This window comes from Stakelama sediminis, assembly GCF_014199335.1.
Lineage (GTDB): Bacteria > Pseudomonadota > Alphaproteobacteria > Sphingomonadales > Sphingomonadaceae > Sphingomonas > Sphingomonas sediminis.
The window spans coordinates 233,026-258,006 of sequence record NZ_JACIJI010000004.1 but is presented as its reverse complement, the minus strand read 5'-3'; the positions used below and the strand labels follow the sequence as shown (position 1 = coordinate 258,006).

Genomic DNA, 24,981 nt, shown 5'->3' with positions numbered 1-24,981 from the left:
GGCGGTCCGGCAACGGGCCGCCCTTTTTCGTACGGATTTCCGTGATAGTTCAGGGTATTGATGTCCTTAGCGTCACAAATTCGCAACAGGGCGACGCGACATTAACTCCAGATGAATTTTGGCGTTGCAAGCGAGTGGGGTGGTTATAAGGTTGCGGCCATCTGAAAGTTGGGGGAATTAAAATATGTCATCGTCGCTACGTGCTTATTCGCGCCGCTCGCTCTGGCTTGCTTCGGCGGCGGGTATTTGTTTTGCCGTCACCGGCACGGCCAATGCGCAATCCACCGACATTGCAGGTCCGTCGATCAACGATTCGATCACGAACAGCTATCTGGAAGCGCAGAGCGATACGTCCGGAACCGCCCCTACCAACATCTATCGGGTCGCCCAAAGTGCTCCGATTACACAGGTTGCACCCGATCCGCAGATCGTGATTGCGGACCCCGGCACGCCCTCCACGGACCTGGATCCGAACGACATCACCGGCGTCGGGCAGATGGTGATTGATCAGCAGAATGGCTATCTGGGTCTCTGCACCGCCACGTTGATTAATCCGCGCACCGTGATTTTTGCCGCGCACTGCGTCAATGAGAATGCGGCCACCGATTACGGTGCCGCCAATGGCGGTAAACCGATCGGATTCGGTTTTTCGAACAACAATAATCAGGCCGGTAACAGCGCTTTCGGCAACTGGCTGTTTGGCGGTTACCAGACCAATGTCGCCCAGGCGATGTATAACTCCAACTACGTTACCTATAATCCCGGCTCGCTCGAACCGGATGCAAACGGCTTTTACTACAGCGACGTTGCAATGGCGGCGCTTGATACGCCGGCTTCCGATGTACCTACCTGGTCGCTGCTGTTCTCACGCCTTCCCGCACCGGCAACGATCGACGCCAACGGCACCGGCTATCATGTAACGATCGAAGGATACGGAAATAACGGATCGGCTTCCACCGGTTCGACCGGCGGGATCGACTATCGCCGCCGCGTTGCGGAAAACATGCTGGGCGCGCTTGCGTCGCTCAACGACTTCGAAACCTTCCTGTTCGGATCGCCCAACGGGCTGTATCAAAACCTCTACTGGATCGACTTTGACGATCCGAAGCGTGGCACGGCGGAAGCCAGCCCATATGATTTCAACGCCTGGCGCGACAATGCCGTGCCGAACGAGGGCACGACTGCCAGCGGCGACTCCGGCGGCCCCCTGATCCTTGATGACACCTTTGATCAGCCGGTCGTGATCGGCGTGCTTTCGGGCGGCTATACCCGCTTCTTCAACGGCGCCCCGCCGAACGGCTATGGTACGGCCAGCTTCTATCAGCCGCTGTACCTCTATTGGGACTGGATCGCCGCCAACAATCCGTATCACTACGTCTCCGCCAAGGCGGGTGACGGTGCATGGAGCGACCCCACGCACTGGCAGACCGATCTCGATCCGGCCTATATGGTGATCGATGCGAACGGCAATCTGGTCAACGGTATCCCGACCGCTCCCGGCGAGGGCAAGACCGGCAGCGATGGCGCCTTCGGGCAGGCCTGTTATCAGACCACCGCCTTCAGCGACTGCTATGACGTGGGCTCAGGCACCGAGACGGTCACCGGCGATCCGATCGGCACCACGGCCAATGACAAGGGGTCTGCCTCGACCGCATCGCTGAGCAGCGGCACCGCCAGCGCGTCTGCCGGTACGACAGCCGATGCTTCCAGCCCGACGCTTCCCGATCCCACGCTGACCAACGGCCTGCCGGGAGCGACAGATTTCGTTCCCAATAACAGCGACGGTGATCCTGCTAACGGTATCGCACCGCGATATTTCGACGTGACACTGGCCAACAGCGGCATAACGACCCTTTCGACGGATGTTACGATCGACCGGTTGACGATTGCCAATATCGATGCAGGCCTCGATATCAACGCAGGCGCTTCGCTCACCAGCCTGATCGACATCACGCAATATTCGGGCATGATGCGCGTCAACGGCACGCTGTCGACCATGGGCGATTTCTTCCTCATGAGCGGCGGCCTGCAGGGTAGCGGCACGATCAATGCGCCCTATTTCACCAGCATGGCCGGCGTCATTGCGCCCGGCGGCGTCGGTACGATCGGCACGCTGACCTTTAACGGTAATGTGGGCCTTGCATCCGGCACAGTTTATTTGGTCGATCTGGGCAGCAACGGCGTTTCCGACCTGATCGCGGTCAATGCCACGACTGCGGATGCCGATGGCAATCCGCTGGATGGTATGGCGAATGTCGGCGGCACGCTGGTCTTATCGCAGACTGCCGACGGCATGGTCCGCTATGGCAATGAATACACCGTCGTAACCGCAGAGGGCGGGGTCACGGGAACGTTCGATGCGGTGTCACCGGCGATTAGTGCGATCCTGCGTCCCGATGTGCACTATACTGCCAACGCCGTGGTGGTGGACGTAACGGCGGGCAAATATATCGATGTCGTCAATCGCGCGTCACCGATCCAGACATCCTATGCACGCCTGCTCGATCAGAACCGTGCGGTATATGACAAGTTCGCCGACCTGTACGGTCCGCTCGACCTGATGAGCGTATCCGGCATTCGTGCGACGCTGGAAAGCTATGCGCCGCGCTTTTCCGCATCGGTGCGGTCGATGGGCGTCACCGCGCTGGACTCTTCGAACCAGATTTTCCGTAACCGTCTGACGACGACGTCGGAAAATGGCGATATGGGCGGAACGCTGGCCTATTATGGTCAGCCGATGCAGATCGCTTCGGTCGCGGCCACCAGCCCTCTGATGGCAACATCCGTGGCAGGCAATGGCGGCGGGCAGATGGATGTTCAGCATAACGTCCTGCCGGAAGACATGTCGGCATTCGTTTCCGGCGGCTATCTGAACGGTCATGCTGACGGGATGCCGACCGCCAGCCCCTATGCCCGCGACGATTTCGACGGATATTTCCTGGCAGGCGGTCTGGAAAAGGCGTTCCCGGACAGCGGCTTCTTCGGCATCGGCTTCTCCTACACCCATGTCGATGCGCAGCCGAATACCGCCGGACGGTCCGAAGGCGACAATCTCTATCAGCTTACCTTCTACGGCAAGACGGGCTTTGGCTACGGGATCACGCTGGACTCGCAGCTTAGCCTCGGCGCGCTGAACTATGACACCAGCCGCGCAGTGGCAGCGGGTACGACCATGTTCAACCTGAAGTCGAACGATACCGCCTATGCGCTGAGCGGCGAGACAGGGCTGAGCAAGGCATTCGGTTCCGCCGGTGTCACGATCACCCCGCGGATTGCCGTTCGCGCCGCGCATGTCGAATTCGGCCCCGCGGTCGAAACCGGTAACGGCCCGGCGCTGATGTATAATCTGGGCAATTACGACACTATTCAGGGTCGTGGTGGACTGAATCTGTCGAGCCGCCTGGGCAGCGTACAGCCCTTTGTCAGCGGCACCTATGTCCATGATTTCGCCAAGCACCCCAGCTATTTCGCTGCCAATTTCGTCGGCGGCATCGGCCCGGATGCGCTGTTTGCGCTGCCCGCGACCGATCGTGACTGGGGAGAAATCAGCGGCGGTTTCCGCATCGGCAGCGAGCGGCTGAATCTGGCGGTATCCACCGACTTCACGGTCGGTCGTGAGGATATCACCAATCAGACTTTCCGCGGAACTGCCACCATCCGCTTCTGATCGGAATCGTCATATTGAATAAAAAAGGCGGTTCGGAAGCGAGCCGCCTTTTTCCTTTATGGCGGTCAGGACAGGCGTTGGACCGTCACATCGATCCCGTTTTCATCGATCAGGATATCGTTGAACGAAGGCCGCGTCGCACGGGTCCGTTCCGAAAGCGTGCCCGCCCCGATCAATCGGACGCGCCGGTTCCCGACCGGATAGTCGATATCGAACGGATCATGCACATGCCCCGACAGCACCGCATCCACCCCGCTTGCCGCCAGTATCTTCAGGGCGCCTGGACCATGATGGGTACGTGCGGTACCGCTCGTCCCCGCCTCGACCAGCGGATGATGACACGTCACCAGCGTCACCTGTCCGGCTCGCGATGACGCACGCACCCGCTCTCTTGCCTTAATCAGGCTTTCCTCCCCCACTTTACCCTTCGACCAGTTGAGCCGCCATTGAAACCGCGCCGTGGTCTTCAGCGGGATCACCGCCACGTTCGGCAGGGTCAGCGGACGCTCAATCCGCTTCTCGACTGCGCGATACCGGGCATAGGGACGAAGGAATCGTGCCACCGGATTGAAATAAGGCAGGTCGTGATTGCCCACCTCCACCGTAACCGGGCGACCCAGTGCTTCCAGCCAGCGCGCCGCGGCGGCGAATTCCCGCCGCCGCGCCCGCATGGTCAGATCCCCGGTGACAAGAATCGCCGCAGGCTCATTTTGCGCAACCATGTCGGCAAACCAGGCAAGCGCCAGCGGGTCTTCCGCACCGAAATGGATGTCACTGACATGGAACAGGCGCGGCATGATGTTTCCCGATGTTGAATGACAACGCCCCTGACGAACCGAACAGGCCGCGTCGGGTTCCGACACTCCACCGGAAGAGGATATATATCGGGAAGTGAACGCTTATTCCCGGCCGGTTTCCGTCACATTGGGATTGGCAATGCGAAGCTGGGCGAACTCGAACACCTGACGCCCGACCAGATTGAGCTGATTGCACGCGACGTCATCACGACATTCGCCATCGACGAAGGTGCCGCTCTCTGCCTTGATCGCCACGCCCAGCGGCGTTGGCCACCCGCGCAGGGCGTGGACGATCGCACGCATGGTCGCTAGCGTGCTTCCCGTCGCCTGCCACCCATAAGCGGTAACGATCAGACCGACCGGCACCCCGTCCAGATACACGCGCTCGTCACGTGCGGTTTCTTCCAGATAGTCGATGGCGTTCTTCAACAGGCCGGAAATCGACCCGTGATAACCGGGGCTGGACAGGATCACGCCATCGGCACGGCGGATCGCCTCCACCAGCGCGCGGCCCTGTTCGCTGGTTTCCGATTCGGGGGTCAGATAATGCGGCAGGGCAAGCAGCGCCTCACTGCCGAACATCGCCACTTCGGCACCTGCCCGTTCGGCAGAGGAGAGCGCAATAGATAGCGCCTGCTCGGTGGACGACCCCTGCCGGGCGGTTCCGCCGATACCCACGACGAACGGCTTTTTAGGCATGTGATCCTCCTTGATGGCGCGCACGCTACCCAGCAATTCCGTCGCCGCATTGCAACCCCCGAAACGGGACAGACGCACTATGCCGTCAGGCTGGACAGGATAATCTGGCGTTCCCCATCCGGAATGCCATCGCTTATGCCTGTATCAGCATAATCGCTTTATCGATACGCAGGCCTCCATGTCGGGCCATGTCGGCATCGTCTTGACGCCCATACCGCGCCTGAGCGGGTCAATGGCATACGTTCGACGACGTATAGGGCGAAAGGAGCACTTCCCGCATTCTGCAACGCATCTGAAAAACTGCATCATTAGCCCTCACCGATCCGGCGAGAGCCAATGATAGCGGGGATATACGTCCAGCCTGAAATCAGGTCTAAAAATGACCCTCTTCCGGGCGTAAAACCGCGCCGCCTTTTGCAATGAAGCATTGACGAAGGCCAGTGCGAAAGGCAAATGGAACTCCGCTCAGGGGCGTTTTGCAAAACACTCTGCAAAACGATGGTGCAGCGTGCATCCAGACCCTTGAAATGCGGGCGTAGCTCAATGGCAGAGCAGAAGCTTCCCAAGCTTACGACGAGGGTTCGATTCCCTTCGCCCGCTCCAGAATCTCAAATACCGCCGTCAGCCGGATCGTAGCCAGCCTTGCGAAGCGCCTGAACGAGTTGTTCGGTGCACGCATCCACGTTGGACTGACGGGTCGCGCGGATGACGAAATTGGCGCCGACCCGGCCTTCGCGAAAGAAGGGATAGCTCCCGATCGCAACACCGTCCTGATCGCGTTCAATCTCTCGCAAAATGTCTGCCACTTCGCTTTCGGCGACCCAGCAACCGATGGTGCGGGCCACCATCGGGGCTCCGCCCTCCAGCGTCCCGGTCAGCGCATCCAGCATACCGGCGGTGATCGCCGGAACGCCGGCCAGAATGAAGATATTGCCGATGCGGATACCCGGCGCGCCCGACATGCGATTGGCGATCAGTTCGGCACCATCGGGCACGCGCGCCATGCGCAGCCGCGCCTCGGTCAGGCCGCCGCGCGTTGCATAATGCAACTCCAGCATCGCTCGCGCTTCGGGATGGACAATCACGCCGACACCCAGCGCTGCGGCAATCGCATCGACGGTGATGTCATCGTGCGTCGGCCCGATGCCACCGGTGGTGAACAGATAATCGTTTCGGCCGCGCAAAATGTTTACCGCCTCGACAATCGCATCGGTGCGGTCGGGCACGATACGCACCTCGGCAAGCCGTATCCCCTGAGCATTCAGCCAGACCGCAATCTGCTGAACATTTTTGTCCTGCGTCCTGCCCGACAGGATTTCATCGCCGATCACGGCAAGGGCGGCTGTCCAGATGCGTTCTGCCATGAAGGCGCCATAGCCCAGCCAGACGCCCTCGCAAAGCGCTGTCGAAAGCGCTATATGCCGCAACATGACCGATTATGTTGAAACCAATGCCGATACACCGCTTGCGCGGACGGGTTCGATCAAACTACATGGCCCGGAAGGGTTTGAGGGGATGCGCAAGGCGGGACGACTGGCCGCCGAAATCCTCGATGCGCTGGTGCCCCATGTCGTGCCGGGTGTCACCACCGGCGAACTGGACGATATCGTCCGGAAAATGACGCTGGACGGCGGCGGCGTGCCTGCGACGCTGGGCTATCGCGGCTATACGCATAGCTGCTGCATCTCGATCAACCACGTCGTGTGCCACGGCATTCCGTCAGACAAGAAGCTGAAAAACGGCGATATCGTCAATATCGACGTAACGCCGCTGCTCGACGGCTGGCACGGCGATACCAGCCGCATGTATCTGGTCGGTGACGTGCCGTTAAAGGCCCGGCGACTGGTCGAAGTCACCTATGAATGCCTGATGCTGGGCATCGAACAGGCGAAGCCCGGCAACCGGATGGGCGATGTCGCCAACGCCATTCAGCGGCACGCGGAACAGCACCGCTATGGCGTGGTTCGCGATTTCTGCGGGCATGGCGTCGGGCGGCTGTTTCATGATGCGCCGGAGGTGGTGCATGTCGGTCGCCCCGGAACCGGACCGGAGCTGAAGCCCGGCATGTTTTTCACCATCGAACCGATGATCAATATCGGTCGCGCCGATGTGAAGCTGCTCGACGACGGCTGGACCGCGGTGACGCGCGATCGTTCGCTGTCGGCACAGTTCGAACATTCGATCGGCATCACCGAAGACGGGTGTGAAATTTTCACTCTGAGTCCAAAGGGGCTGCATCATCCGCCCTATGACGCAGCCTGACCGCCTTTCGGGTGCCCCGCAATCGGGCAGTCGGGATAGCATTGCCTAATCATTAGGCATATTCGCATCCGGTACGGTCGCCCAACCCCGCAGCCCTTCGGGGTCCGAGCGACTGGCACGGAGTTTGTATTGTCCCAAGCGCGGCCCAAAAGTCGCGCCTGAACACAAGGGCCTGAGTACAAGGGGGAGCACGCGTGAAAAAGATCGAAGCCATCATCAAGCCGTTCAAGCTGGATGAGGTGAAGGAAGCGCTGCACGAAGTTGGTGTGTCCGGCATTACCGTGACCGAGGCCAAGGGCTTCGGGCGCCAGAAAGGCCATACCGAACTCTATCGCGGTGCCGAATATGTCGTTGATTTCCTGCCCAAGGTGAAGCTGGAGGTCGTGGTGGAGGATGCGCTGGCTGAGCGCGTCGTCGAAGCCATCGCCGCCGCCGCCCAGACCGGCCGGATCGGCGACGGCAAGATTTTCGTCGTGCCCATCGAAACCGCGTTGCGCATCCGTACCGGCGAAAGAAACGACGACGCCATTTGACGCGGCGCAACATTTATAGTGAAAACCCCGCGACGAATTGCAATATGATTGCGTGATTCGCGCAGCATCCGTTTCAAGAGAAAGGGTATCAATCATGGCTAACGCCAGCAGCATCCTGAAAATGATCAAGGAAAATGAAGCTGAATGGGTCGACCTTCGCTTCACCGATCCGAAGGGCAAATGGCAGCATCTGACGATGGTATCCGGCGTCATCGGCGAGGATGAACTGAACGAAGGCCTGATGTTCGACGGATCGTCGATTGCCGGCTGGAAGGCGATCAACGAATCGGACATGATCCTGAAGCCCGACCTCGACGCTGCTTACATGGACCCGTTTTCCGCCACGCCGATGCTGGTGCTGTTCTGCGACGTGGTCGAACCATCGACCGGTGATCTCTATGCCCGTGATCCGCGCTCGACCGCCAAGCGCGCCGAGGCTTATCTGAAGAACACCGGGCTGGGCGACACCGTCTATGTCGGCCCCGAAGCCGAGTTCTTCATGTTCGACGATGTCCGCTTCGAAACCGGTTATGCGACCAGCTATTTCGCGATCGACGATATCGAACTGCCGACCAATTCGGGCAAGGAATATGAGTCCGGCAATCTGGGCCATCGCCCGCGTGCAAAGGGCGGCTATTTCCCTGTCGCACCGGTTGACTCCGCTGTCGATATTCGTGCCGAAATGGTTTCGACCATGATGGAAATGGGGCTGCCCTGCGATAAACATCACCACGAAGTGGCCGCTGCACAGCACGAACTCGGCCTGACCTTCGGCACGCTGACGCAAACCGCCGACCGGATGCAGATCTATAAATATGTCGTGCATCAGGTGGCGCAGGCCTATGGCAAGACCGCGACCTTCATGCCCAAGCCGATCAAGGACGATAACGGGTCGGGTATGCACACGCATATGTCGATCTGGAACGGGAAGACGCCGCTATTCGCCGGCGACGGCTATGCCGGTCTGTCGGAAATGTGCCTTTATTATATCGGCGGCGTCATCAAGCATGCACGCGCGCTGAACGCCTTCACCAACCCGACGACCAACAGCTACAAGCGGCTGGTGCCGGGCTTTGAAGCACCGGTGCTGCTGGCATATTCCAGCCGCAACCGTTCGGCTTCGTGCCGCATTCCCTATGGCGCGGGATCGAAGGCGAAGCGCGTTGAATTCCGTTTCCCCGACGCGATGGCCAACCCCTATCTCGCTTATGCGGCGCTGCTGATGGCGGGTCTGGACGGCATTCAGAACAAGATCCATCCCGGCGAGGCGATGGACAAGAACCTCTATGACCTGCCGCCTGCCGAGCTGGTCAACGTACCGACCGTGTGCGGCTCGCTGCGTGAGGCTCTTGTTGCGTTGCAGGACGATCACGAATTCCTGCTGAAAGGCGATGTCTTCACCAAGGATCAGATCGACGCCTATGCCGACCTGAAATGGGAAGAAGTGATCGCATTCGAAACGACGCCCAGCCCGGTCGAATATGACATGTATTATTCGTCCTGACGGCAGGCGATTGTAACGCTTTCGTTTTTCGCACGAAACGTTACAGAATTGGTAACCGTCCTGCCGCTATCCGGCGGAACGGACAGCAGGCACCCGGAGAGGCGACTCTCCGGGTGTTTTCTTTTCAGACATAACCCGGTTCGCGCTGATTGGCTCTTGCGAATAGGCACGGCTGCCGAAAGGATGCGGCATGGCTGGACCTGAGACCGAACAAACCGCCGCTACGACCGCGCTGTCCGAATGGAACAGCACGCAACTGGCCGAAGACAGAACCATTCTGGCGCTGGAGCGTACTTTTGCCGGATGGCTGCGCACCGGAATGGCGTCGCTGGGGATCGGTATCGGCTTTCTCGCGCTATTTCAGGAATTGCATCCCAACTGGCTGCCCAGGGCGCTGGCCACGCTTTTCATCCTGCTCGGCATCTTCATTTTCTGGAGTGCTGAGCGTCGCGCCTCGGAAGCGATCGAGCGGCTGCATACCCATTCGATCCAGCGCGTCAGCCGCCGCTATTTACGGGCAATCGCGCTATCAGTCAGTATCGGCGCCGTGATCCTGATCGCCGGGTTGTGGAGTCTGACCGCGCAGCCCTGATCGAAGTGTCAGGGGATCAGGATGGTCGATCCGCTGGTCTTGCCCGCCTCGATCGCACGATGGGCCTCGACTGCCTTTTTCAGCGGAAAACGCTGACCGATCTCGGCCGTGATCGCACCTTTTTTCAGCATGGCAAACACGCGATCGACAGACCGCTGCCGTGCTTCGGCGCTCAGCACGTAATCGAACAGCGTCGGACGCGTGACGAACAGCGAACCGTGTTTCGCCAGCGTAGCAAGACTGACATCCGTCACAGCCCCACCGGCATTACCGAAACTGACGATCAGGCCGCGCCGAGCCGCGCTGTCGAGCGAAGCCTGCCAGGTCGCCTGCCCTACGCCATCGAAAATCACCGGCACGCCGTCCCCATTGGTCAGGTCGCGAACACGCGCGGCGATATCCTCCTCGTCGTGCCGGATGACATGATCCGCCCCATTGGCAAGCGTCTGCTCCGCCTTTGCAGCGCTACCCACTACGCCGATGACATGCGCTCCGATGGCCTTCAGCCAGCCGACGAGAATATGGCCGACACCCCCCGCCGCGGCATAGACAAGCACCGTCTGTCCCGGCACCACCCCGGCGCAATCCTCGATCAGAAATTGTGCGGTACAGCCCTTCAGCATCAACGCCGCCGCCTGCTCATCCGTAACGCCGTCCGGCAATTTCACCAGTTGATCGACAGGCACATTGCGTTCGGTGGCATAGGCTCCCGTCGCAGGACCGAATGTGCCGACCCGGTCGCCCGGTGCGAAACGGGTTACGCCTTCGCCCACCGCTTCGACGATTCCGGTGGCTTCACTGCCCGGAACGGCAGGCAGATCAAGCGGATACAGGCCGCTGCGGTGATAGGTATCGATATAGTTCAGACCGACCGCGGTCGTACGTATCCGGACTTCCCCTGCCGCAGGTTCAGGCACATTGGTCGCAACCCATTCCAGCGCCTCTGGTCCGCCAGTGCGTTTAATTTGTACGACATGGGCCATGGCCGTTTCCTTTCTTGCTGCGACAGGACGGCGAGATGGCGTCTGCCGGGCCGCGCTTCAACCCATCGAAATTTCGCGTCTCTTCCGACTGCTTTGCAAGGCAAGGTCGAAAATCTGCATGACGTTCAGCGCCTCTTCGGAAGTGACCGGTAAAGGAGCATCATCAGTCAATGCACCATGCAGCGCGCGGTAAAAGGCGCGATAGTCGCCCGGTTCCGCTTCTACCGTCCGACGGATATTGAGCGCATCGGCAGGCGTAAAAACGCCCGGACGCGAGTCGATACCCCAACCGGGCTGCCCCGGACGAAAGCCCATCCCCGACTGCTCCTCCTGCGGGTCCATGCCGTATTTAACGAACGTGCCGCCGCTGCCATGCACCGCCATTCGCAAATCGGATACCGGCGTCAGTTCGCTGATATGCAGCAGCACCCGCAATTTCTCATACCGCAGCAGGACGTGCGCGTAATCGGGGGCGGCACCGCCCTTTTGCGCTGCGATATCGGCAAACACCGCCTGTGGCATGCCAAAGAGCACCAGCGCCTGATCGATCAGATGCGGCCCCAAGCCCGGCCAGATGCCTGCCCCCGGCCCTTCTTTCCAGCGATGGCGCAATTCCGGCCGAAACCGATCGAAATGCGATTCGAAATGCGTGATCGTACCTAAATCGCCCTGCCCGATCAGCTTGCGAAGCGTGAGGAAATCGCTGTCCCAGCGGCGGTTCTGAAACACGCTCAGCTTCACCCCCGCCCGCTCTGCCCGTTCCACGACGTCGCGGGCATCGTCCATGGTTAGCGCAAAGGGCTTGTCGACCACGACATGCTTGCCCGCCGCAATTGCCAGTCGCGCATGATCGGCGTGCAAATGGTCGGGTGTCGCGACCACCGCCAGATCGATTGTGGGATCGTCCAGCGCCTCCTCGACCGTGGCCGCGACCCGGACGCTCGGCCAGTCCTGTGCGACTTCGTCCGCCCGGCTGGTTACCACACAGGCAAGGTCAAACCCCGGCACCGCACCGATCAGCGGTGCATGGAATACCTTGCCCGCCGTACCATAGCCGAACAATGCGACCCGTATCGTCCGATCCGTCACCAGCACCCCTTCGTCAATAATCCTTCGATATCCGTATGTTCGCGCTCTGCCGCCCGATGGTCGAAACCGTGGAGAGCAGCGACAGCCAGCGGGTAAGCTGAAACTCCAGCCGCGTCGCCGAATAACCCTGCCCGTCGGAGATGATCTCCACATAGGTTCGCCGGGTCACATATTTACCCGCGGCAATCGCCGTCTGCTGCCCGGTTTGCGGGTCCGGCGGCAGGATACGCAGCCGGTCCAGCCCCGCCGCGCGGCGTACCGCGTTGATCGGGTCCAGCCCCGTACCGCCATTTTGAAGCGCCGCCACGGCCGAGGCAAGTTGCAGCGCCTCGGGTGCCGACAAATTGGTGATCGAAGTGCCGAACAACAGACGGGAGAGCAGTTCGTCCTCCGGCAGGGCGGGCACGCTGCTGAAGCCGATTTCGGGTTTGGCGGAAGTGCCGCTGACCCGGATCGTCGCGTTCAGTCCCTGCGTATCGGCATTGGCGACGATGTCGAGCGCGGGATTAGCGGGTACAGACCCTTCGAAACGGATGACCCCGCGTTCCAGGTTGAACGAACGGCCGGCAAATTCATAATCGCCGCGGATCAGGGTAGCCTGCCCCGTGATCGACGGATTGCCGGGTTCCCCCGCGATCTTCAGCTTTGCAGACCATTCGCTGTTCAGCCCCAACCCCTTGACGATCATCCCGCCGGGCGCGCGCGCCGCGATATTCAGTTTCCAGGGTTTTGTCGGCACGTCATCCTCTTCGGCACCAAAGGGCAGATTGACCTCCTTCGTATCGATCTGCGGAATTTCGGTGGCGGCGGTTGCCTTGCCAAGCTGATAGCGGCTGCTGTCGAGGCGGACATCACCGGAAATCACCCCGCCGGATCCCGACGAATGAATGCGCAGCGGCCCGGTAACGACCGCGCCGATTTCATCGCGATTAATGAGTTGCGCATGATCCGCCTGAAGATTGAGATCGATGCCGACGCCACGGACACGCGAAAATTCGAAATCACCGCTGCCGGTGACCTTACCCTTGCGACCGTCGTCTGCGGCAAAGCGATCAATCACCAGTTGCGATCCGTTGAACCGCCCGTCCGCCTGTACCTGCGTCAGGTTGGTTCCGGTGGTGGCGCTTTGAATGCGTGCATCGCGGGTACGCAGCGACCCTTTGATCCGGGGGTCGAACGGGGTACCGCCGATATCCGCGCCGATTGCCACTGGTCCCGAAAGATCGAACAGTTCAATCCCGCTCATCCGCCACAAGGTATCGGCCGGGCCGTCATAGCGAAGTTGCGCGAACATCGGGGCATTGCCCAGCCGATCCGCCAGCGAGCCTTGATTAGCGGGCGTCAGACGCATCTGCGCCCGCCCGATCGTCTTCCCGCCGCTCGCCGCGATCATCCGCACCGCCGCCTTGCCGGGTTGCAGGATGGCCGCAACACCCAGATCGACGGGTGTGGAAGACAGCACCAGCCCCGACCGGGTAAGTCCGCGAATGGTGAGGTTCGCCTTGCCCGTCGGCGCACCGCCCGGACGGGCAGCATAGCTGAATGTGCCGGTCGCGCTGCCGCCCAGCCCAAGCCCCGGATAGCCGATATTGAGCACCGACAGCGGCATTTGCGTCAGGCTGGCCTCTATCGCATAGCCCGGTTCGGCAAACCGCCCCGAAAGCTTTGCCGTACCGCCCGCGAAACTCAGGCTGACGGGCGCAAGCTGCCATCCCTCGCCCGCCCGCGTGAACACCGCGGCATGATCGAGTTTCAACGGCTGACGGTCGAGCGTCCCCTGCCCTTCCACGGCGATACGATTCGGGGTCAGGTGCGTGATGGTATCGATGGTAAAGCTACGTCCACGAACCCCGGCAATCGAGGTTTTGATCGTGCCGCTTCCACCCGTCAGCTTCGCATCCGCGATCAGACGGCCGATGGATAAGGAACCGCGCCGGATGCTGCCCGCCTGCACCGACGCATCGACCTTCGTTCCCGCCGGGTCGAGCAGCAGCGTGAACGCGCCGTTGCCGCGCCCGACAGTCACGTCGCCGGGGAGCTGTGCCTGACGCGCGGACAGACTGCCGTCGATCCGCTGCACATTCCCCTGCGGCCGGAAGTCGAGCGCGCCGGAAAGGCCGCCGCCGTTGATGCCAATCTTCCCCTGAAATCCGCCGGATACGATGTCGAGCGTGCCTTTGCCCTCGATCTTCCCGACATTCAGGGCGGCGATGGCGATCTGCGCGGTGCCGCCGGACGGCAACAGGATTGCGCCCGCCCCCGTAAACGGCCCCATCCGCGAACCGCCCTGCGCGGTGAAGGAAAAGCCCTGCGGCGTGGGGTCGAGATGCGCGGTCACGTCCTTCAGGCCAAGCGCGGCATTGGGATGCGCGAATTTCAGGTCGAGCGTCGGATGGTCGATCTTGCCGTCCAGCACCAGCGTCAGCGGGCCATAGGTCGCCTGGGTGCCGCTGCCTTCGAAATGGAAGGTGCCGTCACGGCGGCGATAGCCATTGCCGCGCAGCGTCAGCGCGGGAGAGGTCAGCACCAGATTGTTGAAATGCAGCACCAGATCGGGACCGCGCTCCAGCCCGGTGGTGATGTGCGGCAATCCTTGCATCAGCGACTGGAAGAAGGCGTTGTCCAGCCGCACCATCTGCGCGGTACCGGTGCCCACCACGCGCGATCCGTGTCCGCCTGCCCCCGGCACCACGGTCAGCTTCGAACTGACATCGACAATGCCGAGGCCGGGGATCAGATAGCGCAGCATCCCGCCGGTCAGGCCGACCTGATAGCGGCCTGTGCGCAGATCGACGGACAGGCTGATCGTCGCATTCAGCTTGTCCGAATGCACTTTCAGCGCATTGCCGGTCAGCATCCTGCTGGTGACTTTCAGCGGCCCTTCAACGCGCAGATTGCGCAGGATACCTCCCGCGACATCGCCCACCCCGGTCACGCGCGCCGCGGTCAGGGTCAGCGGCACCGTCACCGGCGCTTTCGACAGATGGCCCTTGCCGCCGGCATAGACCTGTTCGAACCCGGTATCGTCAAAGGCAACGCGCGCGGCATTCAGACGATAGTCGAACGAGGCGGTCGCGAACGCCCCGTCGAGGATTGCCCGCAACTCGATATTCCGGCCAGTCATGTTGGGAAACAGTGCCGATGGTCGGAGCAGATCGGCGCGGATGCGGACGTTGCGATAGGCGCTGGCGGCAAGGTCAAGCGTACCGGTCGCGTTCAGTTTCAGTGCCGCCGAGCGGAGATCGACCTTTCCAGTCAATCGTCGGTTCTTCAACCGGGCAGAGGCGAGCACGCGCACCATCGGCGCGGTCAGCCGGTGCGCCTTACCCTCGCTAATCGTCGCAGGCGTGACCGTGCCGCCCAGCGCATACCCGCCAGCGCGATTGACGAGTTTGAGGTTGATGATGCGTTTCCCCCCTGCGGCGGCGATCGCGGTGCCGTCCCAGCGTTGCCAATGGCCGTCGCCCGCAATTCGAAGCTCCAGCGGTTTGGCGATGCCGGTAAGCTTTGCCAGTACGCCATCGGCACTGCCCCGCGCCAGCACGTCGAGATCGAAGCGATCACGGTCCGGCTCTGCATCCAGTGCCAGGTGCAGCTTGTCGCTGCCATCCACCTCTGCCGCGAGATTGACGAGCGCGCGTCCCGACCGGATATCGGCGCGCGCGGCCAGCCGCCCCGCCCGCTCCTTGCCGGTAACCGCTCTGGCAACCGTCAGCCGGTCGATCCGCAAAGCGCCGACATGGATATCGAATCCCGGCAGAATCGGTCCCTGCTTTCCGGTCGGGGTCAGTTGCGGCAGCTTTTCCAGTGTCGCGCGGGGTACGGTCAGACTGTGAATCTCCAGCCGGTTGGACAACCAGCCCAGCGGGTTCCAGTCGAGATCGGCCACCGGCGCGCGGAGGATAACGCCGTGAGAATCGGCGATCGTCAGGTCGCTGATCCGTGCCTTGCCGTAAATCGAGCCGTCAATCCGGCCGACCTGAAAGCGCAGACCATTGGCCGGTTGCAGCGCTGCAATCCGGTCTGCGATGAAGCGATGACCGATATCCGTATCGAGCGCCGCCAGTCCCGCCGCCAGCAATGCCGCAATCAGCAGCAGCGTGCCGACGATCCGGCGCACCCAACGCGCCCGGCCGCCCGTCGCTTCAACGGCTTCGGGCGTGCCCTCGGTCTCACCGTCAGGAATTTCGTTGGTCAAAACGCCTGTCCCAGCGACACATAGACGGCAATGCGCGGATCGCCCGGTTGCGGATTGATCGGCGTGCCGACATCGACACGGATCGGGCCGAAGCTACTGTAATAGCGCACGCCCAGCCCTGTACCGAAGCGGAATCCGGTGAATTTCGGCAGCGTGCTGGTGTAGATATTACCCGCGTCGAGAAAGGGCACGACACCGAAATTGCCGAACGCCTTCACCCGCGCTTCGATTGAAAATTCAGCGAGGCTGCGTCCGCCGATGGGATCGTTGTTCGGATCGCGCGGTCCGATATCCTGATAGCCATAGCCGCGCACCGAGGCACCGCCGCCTGCATAGAAACGCCGCGACGGCGCAATCGCATCGCGCGGTGCCCCCAATATGCTGCCGAGCCGGACGCGCTGTGCCAGCACCACCGTTTTCGACACCGGCTGATAGGCGCTGGCGTCGAACTGAACGCGGGCATAGCCGAATGCCTTGCCGATCAGTGACAATTCCGGCGACACGCGCGCGCCCAGCCGGAAGCCGCGGGTCGGATTCAGCAGATCGTCCGACCCGTCATAGTCCAGGCTGGTTGGCAGTGCGCCGATGAAATAGGTCCGCCTGCGCGGCTGCCCGGTCGAGGCGATCACGTCGCGTTCATCGGATGCCAGCAATTCGGCGCCCAGCGACCAGGTCCATTTCTTCTGAAAGAAAATGTTGGTCTGCCGTTCCAGCGTGGTCGAAAGCTGGAAGGTATTGGCGTCATAAGCGGTGCGCTGCGTATGCGCGGCCGAAATCTGCGAGGTCAGCACACGGTCGCGCCCATGGAAATTGTTGCGACGGAAAATCACGCTGCCGAGCTGTTCGCGGGTACCCAGTACGCCGCGTAGTGTCAGCGCCCCCTCCGGCTTCAACAGGTTACGGTGCGTCCAGCTAATCTCTGCGCGGGCGCCCTCCCCGGTGCCATAGCCCAGTTCGCCGGCAATCGTGCGCGGCGGCGCGGGCGTCATCGCCACACGCAGGTCGACGGTGTCCGGGGTACTGCCCTCGACCGGCGTGATCTTCACCGAGGAAACGAGGCCTGTCTGAATCAGCGCGCGGCGCAGGTCGTCGACTTCGTTCGCATCATAGGGCTGCCCCGATTTGAACCGGGCGATTTCCTGCACATGATGCGCGCCGAACACGCGCGTATCGGGCGTGACGATCTTGCCAAAGACCCGATCTCCACCGGGAACGACGGCCAGGTCGAGCCGTGCCTGATCCATTGCATGATCGACGACCAGTTGGGGTTTACCCACCTTAGCGAAGGGAAAACCCTCATTGGAAATGGCGGTGCTCAGGCGTTTCACGGCGTCGGCAATCGCGTCGGCATCGACCGGATCCCCCGCCTTCAGCCCGAAGGTCTTACGCAAATCCGCTTCGTGCGCGCCGGTCTTGTCCAGTCCCGAAACCGTCACCAGACTGAACCGGTAGCGCGTGCCCGGATCAGCCTGCAACACCGCAACCGGTTTCTGGCCGTTGCGTTCAACATCGCTCGTCACCTGCGCATCGTAATATCCCGCCGCGCGCAGCAGTTCCGTCAGCAACTCGGAATCCTGACGCGCACGCCGGTCGATCTGCGCCAGATTGGCAGGACTATGCTGGTTTTCCCGCAAGGCAGACAGATCGTCGAAGCGCGATTTCAGCAGCGGTGCATCAACCCCGTCCAGCCCGTCGATCCGATAGTCATAACGCGCCTCCGCCATGGGATTGCGGGCTTCATCCGCCGGTTTTGCAGTGGTTTCCGGCTGCGAAAGATCGGGCCATGCCACGCCCAGATCGGGCAGCGGCGCCAGCGGCGAATTGGGGTCGAGCATCGACTGGCCCTGCGCGCCCGATGGTGCAGGCGCGGGTGTCGCCGACTGCGCCCATGCAGCCGACGGTACGGATAAAATCAGCGTGGCGGCGATACGAAAGGCGCCTCGCCCGGCGGCAGCACGAACCATAGCCGGTTCCTAGCGCGGGAAGTGCCTGTCCGACAATCGTTTAGCGCCGGTTCGACAGGGATGGATGTTCAGTGGCGCGTGCCCATGGCGCGGTCGTCGCCCAGCATCTCGATCAGGCGTTCAATCTGCCGCCAGCGGCAGAAATTGATGTGGTTACCCAGATTCCGGCAGCGCCGCGCGCGCGCAGCGGCTTCGATGACGGCTTCGGCACCGTAACATTCGATCAGTTTGCTGGCTTCGTGATAGTCCTGAGGACCGGAAATATACGGATGCTGCGGTACGGATACGTCGAACATGCGACGCGGATACACAAAGGATGTGCCAGATCTGTTAATATCGGGAGGTACGCCGGAGACGAAGGTTAATCGCCCTCCGCGTGCCGATTACGACCTGTCCCGACCGTCCCGCGCAGGGACGCTGGCGTCCTGTTGCGGGACATGGCAAGACATGCGCCATGGCTGAACCCGACCCTTCGCATACCCCGCTTGCCGGTGGTGCTCCGCTGGTACTGTGCATCCTTGCCGGCGGAATTATCGGCGCATTTATGGGGCAGGCCTTTCTCGGTGCGGTCATCGGACTGGCGGTGGGAACGGCGATCGCGGTGCTGATCTGGATGCGGGATCGCGGGAACGACAGGGATTGAGACCGGTCAGCGCGGTACGCGTTCCAGCCAGGCGACGCGCCCGATAATAGAGAACGGACGATCGCGGACCGGCGGATAGGCCGGATTATCGCTCAGAACGGCCGGTTCCCCGCGTTCCAGCCGTAAACGCTTCACCATCACCGCGTCGTCCATGCGGATTACGAACAGGCCGCCACGCCTCGTGATCCGCCTCGATGCGCCGTCGATCAGGATCATGTCACCCGCGAACAGCGTCGGCTCCATCGAATCGCCCTGTACCTCGATGATCGACGCGGTTTGCGCCTCCATCCCCAGCGCGCGGAGCCGTTCGGGATCGAAATAGCGCGCTACCGAGCGAGCCTCATCGGCAAGCAGCCCGCCCGCCCCCGCTGTCGCGACCACGGCCAGTGCCGGGACCGCGACCATCACGCTGTTTTCAGCCGCCGCGCCGAGCCGTGACTGCGCAACACCGAAATAGCGTGCCAGCATTGCGCGTTCACGCTCGGGCAGGATGCGGGGCGACCCGCGCTTCACATATTGCTGCAAATAGGCCGGGTTGCGCCCCAGCATACGCGACAGTGCGGCATAGCTGTCACCGCTTTCGGCAATCAGCGCATCGAGCGCGGCACGGGGATCGGTATTTTCCACCGTTTTGAAATAGACGTAGGAAATTTCCTAGACAAGTAGGATTTGAAAGAACAGATCAGGAACATCGTCACCAACTCAACGGGGAGAATAATTTTGGCGGTGCTCTGGAAGATCGAACGGTATTTGCGCGAAACCGACATGCCGGTGACTAAATTCGGGCGGTTGGTAGCGCACGATCCCAGGCTAGTGCTCGATATGCGTAATGGCCGGGAACCGCGTGCGAAGATGGTAGCGCGTATCGAACGGTTTCTTGCCGACGGCCATGCAGGAGAGGCACAATGAGCCGCGGACCCGATGCCGCGACGCTGCTCGAACGCGCCCTGTGCAGAGCCGCAAAGGCAGATGGATGCCCGATGCAGACACTGGACAGTGGCTGGAGGCGATGGGCCAGTGCAACCTTTACCGGCGCACGGCACTGGTTTGAAATCACGCTGGCTGACACGAAACAAACGCGCGACTGGCTGGCGGCGCTGCCCGAAACGAACCTGCCGCTGTCCGGCCATCTGGTCGCCGACCTGACGGTGAAATCAGCGGCAGAGCAGGCCGACGGCCTGGTCGTCCGTCTGGAAGCCCTGACGGTCGAGGAGCGCTAGCTGTTGACGGCCAGCTTGCGCAGACTCTCCAGTGTCTCGTTCAGCCCCTTGGGTGCGGATACATCCATAGGCTGTGACGGAGCCGTGACGGAACGCGGGCGAAGGCCGCGACGCGCTACGCCGCGTTCCAGCCGTTCGAGCAGCGCATGGATCGTCGCCTCGGTTTCCGGGGCCGTCATCCGGTCGCGCCGGGACCGGATGTCCGGTTCCGGTTGCGGCGGGCGCACCGTCGGGGTCAGTTCGAAGGTTTCGATGCGCTCATGCGCTTCGAAACGCGGGCGGTCCGTGTGTCTGGCCAGCGGTCGCACCGGTTCGGCAGACGGAACCGGCATTTCGGGGATCGCCTGAGGATCATATGCCGATAGCGGCTGATCGAGATCGTGGGGTAGCGACCGTTCCTCTATAGCTTCCATAACCGACTCCTCCACCGCTTCCGCCTCGGATGCGGGCTCTGCGACGAATTTCGGCTCCTCCACCGCGTCCTCAGCACTCGCCGCTAGGTCAGTGGCGGCACGCAGCGGCGCACGTGGCGGCGCGTCGGGATGAGCATCCGCCCGGCGAATCGTCGGCATCGAGTCATCTTTTTCCGCTTTGCCGCGCCGCATGCCCGAAAGGAGCGCGGTCGCACCGAGAAAAGCCCCTGCAACGACCAGCCCCGCAATCACGGCCAGCGCGATACGCGCGGTCATGCCCAGGGGCGGTGCCGCGGCAGGAAGCACGGCGGGAAGCCCGCTTGCCATGATCGCGCGCTCAACCATCGCGCGGGGAATCGCCAGCAGCGCAGCAGCGGCGACGATGCCGCTCACCACGGCAAGAGCCGGCCCGGAAACGGCCTTCAGGCGGAAACTGGATTGGTACGCGTCCATAATGGGTCCATTTCGGTGGCATGAATCAATCGTTCGTACACAGGTTGGTAGCACGAAATATTTGACGACCAGTTACGCTCCGCCTCGACAAAAGCACGAGCACGCTGACGCCGCGCTTCCCAACCGGCACGATCCGCGAACAGGGTGCTCACGGCATCGGCAAGCGCCTGCGGGTCGTCGGGCGCGAACAGGGTGCCGGTATCGCCGTCGCGAATCAGTTCGCGATGACCGCCGACATTCGACGCTGCAACCAGCCGGTTCTGCGCCATCGCCTCCAGCGGCTTGAGCGGCGTGACCAGATCGGTCAGCCGCATCGACTTGCGCGGATACACCAGCACATCGATCAGGCTGTAATAGCGCTCGACCTCCGCATGGGGGACGCGACCGATGAAATGGATATGTGCAGCCACTGGCGATTCGGCAGCCTGCTGGCGCAGTTGCGCATCCATCGGCCCGCCGCCGACGAGCAGCAGGTGGAGTTTCGGGCGCTGCGCCACCAGCAGCGGCATCGCCGCGATCAGGTCGTCCAGCCCCTCATAATCGTAAAAACTGCCGATAAAGCCGATAATATCGGCATTTTCGATCCCCAGGGATGCTGCCAGCGCGTGATCATAGGCAGGCGGTTCCCCGAACAGCGTCAGATCGACTCCGTTGGGCGATATCATGATCTTGTCGCCATCGACGCCGCGCGCGACCAGATCCTGCTTCAGCCCTTCGCAGATTACCGCGACGGCATCCGCCTGTTTCACCGCGCGGGTTTCCAGCGCGCGAATCAGGCGATAGCGTGCCGATCCTTCCGTACCCGTGCCGTTTCCGACCGCGGCATCCTCCCAGAAGGCACGAATTTCATAGAGCAGCGGCAGTTTGCGTCGTCGCGCCACGCGTCGCGCCGCCATCGCGTCCAGCACCGGCGAATGGGCGTGCAGAATGTGCGGGCGAAACTGCTCCACCACCTGATCGATGCGTTTCGCAAACGCGCCGACCTCCGCCCATTCAGCCAGTGGCGTGGGCAGGCCGCGCGGCGGCGTGGTGCGATAGAAATCGATACCGTCGAACGTTTCGCGGGAGGCATTGAAGATACCCTGCCGCGCGCCGGTGACGGCGGCGACCTGCCACCCCTTTGCCTGCTGCGATTTCAGGATCGCGCGGGTGCGGAAGGTATAACCGCTGTGCAGCGGCAGACCATGGTCGAGAATGTGAAGAATGCGCATCACATTTGCGTCCCTGCCACACAAGTGTTTAACGCCGCGTCAACCTGATGCCGATAACAGGTATGCCGGTGGCGGGGTCGCTCCCCGCATGATGGCAGAGGTTCAACAAAGGCCGATGATCGACAATTTCGCGCTTGGCCTGACGCATGCCCTGCTGCTGCTGATCATATGGCGGCTGCTTTTCCGTCGCGATCTGGATCAGGAAACCCCCGAAACCCGCATACGCGACAACAAATCGGCGAAATCGGACGACGAACCCGCGGCGCCGCGCGGATGGAGGCGTCCGCGTGCGTGATTATGCCTTTATCCTGTTTCTGCTCTTGTTGTTTGCCAGCGGCTTTCGCAGGCCGTTCCTGTTCGTGCTGGCCTATGTCTATATCGACATCGTCTCGCCGCAGCGCCTGACCTATCTGCTGCTCAATTCGGTGCCGATCTCGCTGATCGCGGCGGCCTTGACGGTCGGCGGCTGGATGATGTTCGACGACAAGCGCGACACGCGCATCGCCCCGCGCCAGTTTCTGATGGCATTGCTGCTCGTCTATTGCTGGTGGACGACTAAAAACGCCGATTTTCCGATTGCCGCGCTGGATAAATGGGACTGGGTGTGGAAGGCGCTGGCCTTTGCAATCTTCCTGCCGCTGACCCTGCGCACCCGGTTGCGGATGGAGGGGCTGCTTGCCTTCATGATCGTGTCGGCGGGGTCGATCATCATTACCGGCGGTATCAAGACAATCCTGTCGGGCGGCGGCTATGGCGAACTCAACCTGATGGTGACGAACAATAGCGGCCTGTACGAAGGCAGCACGATTTCCACCGTCGCCATCGCGATCATCCCGCTGATCCTGTGGTTTACGAAGCACGGCACGATCTTTCGCCCCGACTGGAAGATGAAGAGCTATTGCTATGCGCTGATCTTTGCCTGCCTGCTGATCCCGGTAGGGACGTCGACGCGTACGGGCCTGTTGTGCATCGTGCTGCTGGCGGTGCTGATGCTGCGCAGTACGAAACGCAAGTTCCTCTATCTCGGCGGCCTGGCGGCGATGGCGGCGGTGGCCGTGCCACTGCTGCCCGGCACCTTCACCAAGCGGATGGAGACGATCAAGACCTATCAGTCCGACCAGAGCGCCTCGACCCGGCTGGCGGTATGGGCATGGACCATCGGTTATGTCGAAAAGCATCCGATGGGCGGCGGATTCAACGCCTATCTGCAAAATCGCCTGCACATCGACCTGACCAAGGTGCAGGGGCATGGCGACGATGTTGCCGTCGATCAGACGGACACGTCCGACCATGGCCGCGCCTATCACAGTGCCTATTTCGAAATGCTGGGCGAACAGGGCTATCCGGGACTGGCGATGTGGCTGCTCATCAGTTTCGCCGGACTGTTCCGCATGGAGGTGCTGCGACGACGCTACAAGCACCCTGAACCGGGCGATGAATGGATCAGCCCGCTCGCGACCGCGCTTCAGCACGCGCATCTGATCTATCTGCTCGGCGCGGCGTTTATCGCCATCGCGTTCCAGCCCTTCATCTTCATGCTGATGGGCACCCAGATCGGGCTGGACACCTATATCGCGCGCAAACGCAAGGAGCTGGAGTGGCGGCCGGTGCGGCGGAACAAGCCGGACGCAGCCGAGGCACTTCCGGCATGAGCCGGCGTCCCGAGCTGAGGGCGCTCACCAGCGTGCGCGGGATCGCCGCCTGGTTCGTCGTACTCTACCATATCCGCCGTTCGATCGCGGGATTGCCGGAACCCGCGCTGCATATCTTTGCCAAGGGCTATCTGGCGGTCGATTTCTTTTTCCTGCTGTCCGGGTTCGTAATCTGGATGACCTATGCCGACCGCATTCGCGACGGTGGCCTGATGGCGGTGCCGGAGTTTCTCAAGCGCCGGATCGCACGTATCTGGCCATTGCATCTGTTCGTGCTGACCGGCGGGGTGCTGCTGGTGCTCGCGCTCGCGGCAACCGGGCGGCACGATCCGGTGATGTTCCCGTTCGCGGAGCTGCCGCTGCATTATCTGCTGCTGCAAAACTGGGGATTTACCGACCGGCTGACCTGGAACGACCCTGCCTGGTCGATTTCCGCCGAAATGGCGGCCTATCTGTTGTTTCCATTGCTGGCGCTTGCCATCGACTGGCGCAGGCTGCCGAGTGCGGTCGTGGTCGCCGCGATTGCCGCACTGCTGCTGTTGCTGGCAACGATCCTGTCGCTGAACGGCGCGACCACGCTGGGCAGCGACATCGCGCATTTCGGGCTGATCCGGTGCCTGTTCGAATTTACCGGCGGCACGGCAGTGTGCGCCCTGTGGCTGCGCTGGCGCGACACGCCATGGCCAGCCAGCATCGGCGCGGCGGCGGTCGTTCTGCTGGCGGGGGCAGGCTTTGCCACCGGGATGCTGTCTGAACTGATCGCCGTCCCGGTGGCCTTCGCGGCGCTGCTACTGGTGCTGGCGCTGACCTGCGGAATGCGCGGCAATATATTAGAAGTCGCACCGCTGCACTATCTGGGTGAGATCAGCTATGCGACCTATCTCGGTCACTTCCTGCTGTGGTTTGCGTTCAAGCTGGTGTTCGTCAGCGATGCGATGGCGGTTTCCTGGTCGCTGATCGCACTATTCCTGGCGATGGTGCTGGTCGCCTCGGCAGCACTATATCACGGCGTCGAGCGTCCGGCACAGCGCTGGATCAACCGCAGACCCCTGCCCTTTGTACCAGAGGCGAAGCGCGCCACCGCGCTCCGCCCCTGACACC

The 24,981-nt window shown here is 61.9% G+C and carries 22 protein-coding genes and 1 tRNA gene; 12 read left to right on the top strand and 11 right to left on the bottom strand.

Features of this window, described 5'->3' with window-relative positions; translation table 11 throughout:
- Window positions 1-184: 184 nt before the first annotated feature.
- Window positions 185-3,667, top strand: coding sequence for an autotransporter domain-containing protein (locus FHR23_RS12240; protein ID WP_246359857.1), 3,483 nt, complete (start codon window positions 185-187; stop codon window positions 3,665-3,667).
- Window positions 3,668-3,732: 65 nt separating this feature from the next.
- Here FHR23_RS12240 and FHR23_RS12235 read toward each other — a convergent pair whose 3' ends face one another.
- Complete coding sequence (locus tag FHR23_RS12235; RefSeq protein WP_184004345.1) at window positions 3,733-4,464, bottom strand: metallophosphoesterase family protein; 732 nt, start codon at window positions 4,462-4,464, stop codon at window positions 3,733-3,735.
- A 102-nt stretch (window positions 4,465-4,566) separates the two neighbouring features.
- Entirely contained in the window at window positions 4,567-5,163 is a 597-nt protein-coding gene (locus FHR23_RS12230) for an NADPH-dependent FMN reductase (protein ID WP_184004343.1), read from the bottom strand.
- Between the two features lie 529 nt (window positions 5,164-5,692).
- Here FHR23_RS12230 and FHR23_RS12225 point away from each other — a divergent pair.
- Window positions 5,693-5,766, top strand: a tRNA-Gly gene (locus FHR23_RS12225).
- 5 nt (window positions 5,767-5,771) lie between these two features.
- On the opposite strand, the gene FHR23_RS12220 is transcribed toward FHR23_RS12225, so the two are convergent.
- On the bottom strand, window positions 5,772-6,527 hold the full coding sequence (locus FHR23_RS12220; protein WP_184004437.1) for a competence/damage-inducible protein A: 756 nt from the start codon (window positions 6,525-6,527) through the stop codon (window positions 5,772-5,774).
- A gap of 64 nt (window positions 6,528-6,591) precedes the next feature.
- Between FHR23_RS12220 and map the strand changes: the two genes are divergently transcribed.
- From map to FHR23_RS12200, 4 genes are all read left to right on the top strand, one after another.
- Window positions 6,592-7,425: a type I methionyl aminopeptidase gene (gene map / locus FHR23_RS12215; protein WP_184004341.1), complete on the top strand. Its 834-nt coding sequence runs from the start codon at window positions 6,592-6,594 to the stop codon at window positions 7,423-7,425.
- 194 nt (window positions 7,426-7,619) lie between these two features.
- Complete coding sequence (locus tag FHR23_RS12210; RefSeq protein WP_184004339.1) at window positions 7,620-7,958, top strand: P-II family nitrogen regulator; 339 nt, start codon at window positions 7,620-7,622, stop codon at window positions 7,956-7,958.
- A gap of 94 nt (window positions 7,959-8,052) precedes the next feature.
- Window positions 8,053-9,462, top strand: a complete 1,410-nt coding sequence (gene glnA, locus FHR23_RS12205; protein WP_184004337.1) for a type I glutamate--ammonia ligase — start codon at window positions 8,053-8,055, stop codon at window positions 9,460-9,462.
- 190 nt (window positions 9,463-9,652) lie between these two features.
- Complete coding sequence (locus FHR23_RS12200) at window positions 9,653-10,054, top strand: YidH family protein (RefSeq protein ID WP_184004335.1); 402 nt, start codon at window positions 9,653-9,655, stop codon at window positions 10,052-10,054.
- A gap of 8 nt (window positions 10,055-10,062) precedes the next feature.
- On the opposite strand, the gene FHR23_RS12195 is transcribed toward FHR23_RS12200, so the two are convergent.
- From FHR23_RS12195 to FHR23_RS12175, 5 genes are all read right to left on the bottom strand, one after another.
- Window positions 10,063-11,037, bottom strand: a complete 975-nt coding sequence (locus FHR23_RS12195; RefSeq protein WP_184004333.1) for a quinone oxidoreductase family protein — start codon at window positions 11,035-11,037, stop codon at window positions 10,063-10,065.
- A gap of 57 nt (window positions 11,038-11,094) precedes the next feature.
- Entirely contained in the window at window positions 11,095-12,126 is a 1,032-nt protein-coding gene (locus tag FHR23_RS12190) for an oxidoreductase (RefSeq protein WP_184004331.1), read from the bottom strand.
- 13 nt (window positions 12,127-12,139) lie between these two features.
- The gene (locus tag FHR23_RS12185) at window positions 12,140-16,324 is read right to left on the bottom strand and encodes a translocation/assembly module TamB domain-containing protein (RefSeq protein WP_221227514.1); all 4,185 of its coding nucleotides are present in this window, start codon (window positions 16,322-16,324) and stop codon (window positions 12,140-12,142) included.
- Window positions 16,321-18,288 carry an autotransporter assembly complex protein TamA gene (locus FHR23_RS12180; protein ID WP_184004329.1) on the bottom strand — a complete coding sequence of 656 codons (1,968 nt, stop codon included), beginning with the start codon at window positions 18,286-18,288 and terminating at the stop codon, window positions 16,321-16,323. Before FHR23_RS12180 ends, FHR23_RS12185 begins: the two co-directional genes overlap by 4 nt.
- Window positions 18,289-18,356: 68 nt before the next feature.
- A complete protein-coding gene (locus FHR23_RS12175) occupies window positions 18,357-18,584 on the bottom strand; it encodes a hypothetical protein (protein ID WP_184004327.1) in 228 nt (75 codons plus the stop codon).
- Window positions 18,585-18,742: 158 nt separating this feature from the next.
- On the opposite strand from FHR23_RS12175, the gene FHR23_RS12170 reads away from it, so the two are divergent.
- Window positions 18,743-18,931, top strand: coding sequence for a hypothetical protein (locus tag FHR23_RS12170; protein WP_184004325.1), 189 nt, complete (start codon window positions 18,743-18,745; stop codon window positions 18,929-18,931).
- Between the two features lie 6 nt (window positions 18,932-18,937).
- On the opposite strand, the gene FHR23_RS12165 is transcribed toward FHR23_RS12170, so the two are convergent.
- Window positions 18,938-19,558 carry a S24 family peptidase gene (locus FHR23_RS12165; protein ID WP_343043134.1) on the bottom strand — a complete coding sequence of 207 codons (621 nt, stop codon included), beginning with the start codon at window positions 19,556-19,558 and terminating at the stop codon, window positions 18,938-18,940.
- Window positions 19,559-19,657: 99 nt separating this feature from the next.
- On the opposite strand from FHR23_RS12165, the gene FHR23_RS12160 reads away from it, so the two are divergent.
- Both FHR23_RS12160 and FHR23_RS12155 read left to right on the top strand, forming a co-directional pair.
- Entirely contained in the window at window positions 19,658-19,840 is a 183-nt protein-coding gene (locus FHR23_RS12160; protein WP_425506366.1) for a hypothetical protein, read from the top strand.
- Window positions 19,837-20,151 (top strand): hypothetical protein, encoded by a 315-nt coding sequence (locus FHR23_RS12155; RefSeq protein WP_184004323.1) that lies wholly within the window; start codon window positions 19,837-19,839, stop codon window positions 20,149-20,151. Before FHR23_RS12160 ends, FHR23_RS12155 begins: the two co-directional genes overlap by 4 nt.
- Here the strand turns inward: FHR23_RS12155 and FHR23_RS12150 are convergent.
- Window positions 20,148-21,017: a hypothetical protein gene (locus FHR23_RS12150; RefSeq protein WP_184004321.1), complete on the bottom strand. Its 870-nt coding sequence runs from the start codon at window positions 21,015-21,017 to the stop codon at window positions 20,148-20,150. The two genes, FHR23_RS12155 and FHR23_RS12150, sit on opposite strands and share 4 nt — an antisense overlap.
- A complete protein-coding gene (locus FHR23_RS12145; RefSeq protein ID WP_184004430.1) occupies window positions 20,987-22,228 on the bottom strand; it encodes a TIGR04063 family PEP-CTERM/XrtA system glycosyltransferase in 1,242 nt (413 codons plus the stop codon). Before FHR23_RS12145 ends, FHR23_RS12150 begins: the two co-directional genes overlap by 31 nt.
- On the opposite strand from FHR23_RS12145, the gene FHR23_RS16780 reads away from it, so the two are divergent.
- Genes FHR23_RS16780 through FHR23_RS12130 form a run of 3 tightly spaced genes read left to right on the top strand, consistent with a single transcriptional unit; the run spans window position 22,221 to window position 24,977 of the window.
- Window positions 22,221-22,523 carry a hypothetical protein gene (locus FHR23_RS16780; protein ID WP_184004450.1) on the top strand — a complete coding sequence of 101 codons (303 nt, stop codon included), beginning with the start codon at window positions 22,221-22,223 and terminating at the stop codon, window positions 22,521-22,523. The two genes, FHR23_RS12145 and FHR23_RS16780, sit on opposite strands and share 8 nt — an antisense overlap.
- Entirely contained in the window at window positions 22,516-23,880 is a 1,365-nt protein-coding gene (locus FHR23_RS12135) for a putative O-glycosylation ligase, exosortase A system-associated (protein ID WP_184004319.1), read from the top strand. The genes FHR23_RS16780 and FHR23_RS12135 overlap by 8 nt, the downstream gene beginning before the upstream one ends.
- Entirely contained in the window at window positions 23,877-24,977 is a 1,101-nt protein-coding gene (locus FHR23_RS12130) for an acyltransferase family protein (protein ID WP_184004317.1), read from the top strand. The genes FHR23_RS12135 and FHR23_RS12130 overlap by 4 nt, the downstream gene beginning before the upstream one ends.
- Window positions 24,978-24,981: the final 4 nt, after the last annotated feature.

Bases quoted from the DNA above. Each gene is read 5' to 3' on its own strand.
- FHR23_RS12240 (WP_246359857.1), top strand. From the start codon at position 185: ATGTCATCGTCGCTACGTGCTTATTCGCGCCGCTCGCTCTGGCTTGCT.
- FHR23_RS12235 (WP_184004345.1), bottom strand. From the start codon at position 4,464: ATGCCGCGCCTGTTCCATGTCAGTGACATCCATTTCGGTGCGGAAGAC.
- FHR23_RS12230 (WP_184004343.1), bottom strand. From the start codon at position 5,163: ATGCCTAAAAAGCCGTTCGTCGTGGGTATCGGCGGAACCGCCCGGCAG.
- FHR23_RS12220 (WP_184004437.1), bottom strand. From the start codon at position 6,527: ATGGCAGAACGCATCTGGACAGCCGCCCTTGCCGTGATCGGCGATGAA.
- map (WP_184004341.1), top strand. From the start codon at position 6,592: ATGACCGATTATGTTGAAACCAATGCCGATACACCGCTTGCGCGGACG.
- glnA (WP_184004337.1), top strand. From the start codon at position 8,053: ATGGCTAACGCCAGCAGCATCCTGAAAATGATCAAGGAAAATGAAGCT.
- FHR23_RS12200 (WP_184004335.1), top strand. From the start codon at position 9,653: ATGGCTGGACCTGAGACCGAACAAACCGCCGCTACGACCGCGCTGTCC.
- FHR23_RS12195 (WP_184004333.1), bottom strand. From the start codon at position 11,037: ATGGCCCATGTCGTACAAATTAAACGCACTGGCGGACCAGAGGCGCTG.
- FHR23_RS12180 (WP_184004329.1), bottom strand. From the start codon at position 18,288: ATGGTTCGTGCTGCCGCCGGGCGAGGCGCCTTTCGTATCGCCGCCACG.
- FHR23_RS12175 (WP_184004327.1), bottom strand. From the start codon at position 18,584: ATGTTCGACGTATCCGTACCGCAGCATCCGTATATTTCCGGTCCTCAG.
- FHR23_RS12170 (WP_184004325.1), top strand. From the start codon at position 18,743: ATGGCTGAACCCGACCCTTCGCATACCCCGCTTGCCGGTGGTGCTCCG.
- FHR23_RS12155 (WP_184004323.1), top strand. From the start codon at position 19,837: ATGAGCCGCGGACCCGATGCCGCGACGCTGCTCGAACGCGCCCTGTGC.
- FHR23_RS12150 (WP_184004321.1), bottom strand. From the start codon at position 21,017: ATGGACGCGTACCAATCCAGTTTCCGCCTGAAGGCCGTTTCCGGGCCG.
- FHR23_RS16780 (WP_184004450.1), top strand. From the start codon at position 22,221: ATGCGCATCACATTTGCGTCCCTGCCACACAAGTGTTTAACGCCGCGT.
- FHR23_RS12145 (WP_184004430.1), bottom strand. From the start codon at position 22,228: ATGCGCATTCTTCACATTCTCGACCATGGTCTGCCGCTGCACAGCGGT.
- FHR23_RS12130 (WP_184004317.1), top strand. From the start codon at position 23,877: ATGAGCCGGCGTCCCGAGCTGAGGGCGCTCACCAGCGTGCGCGGGATC.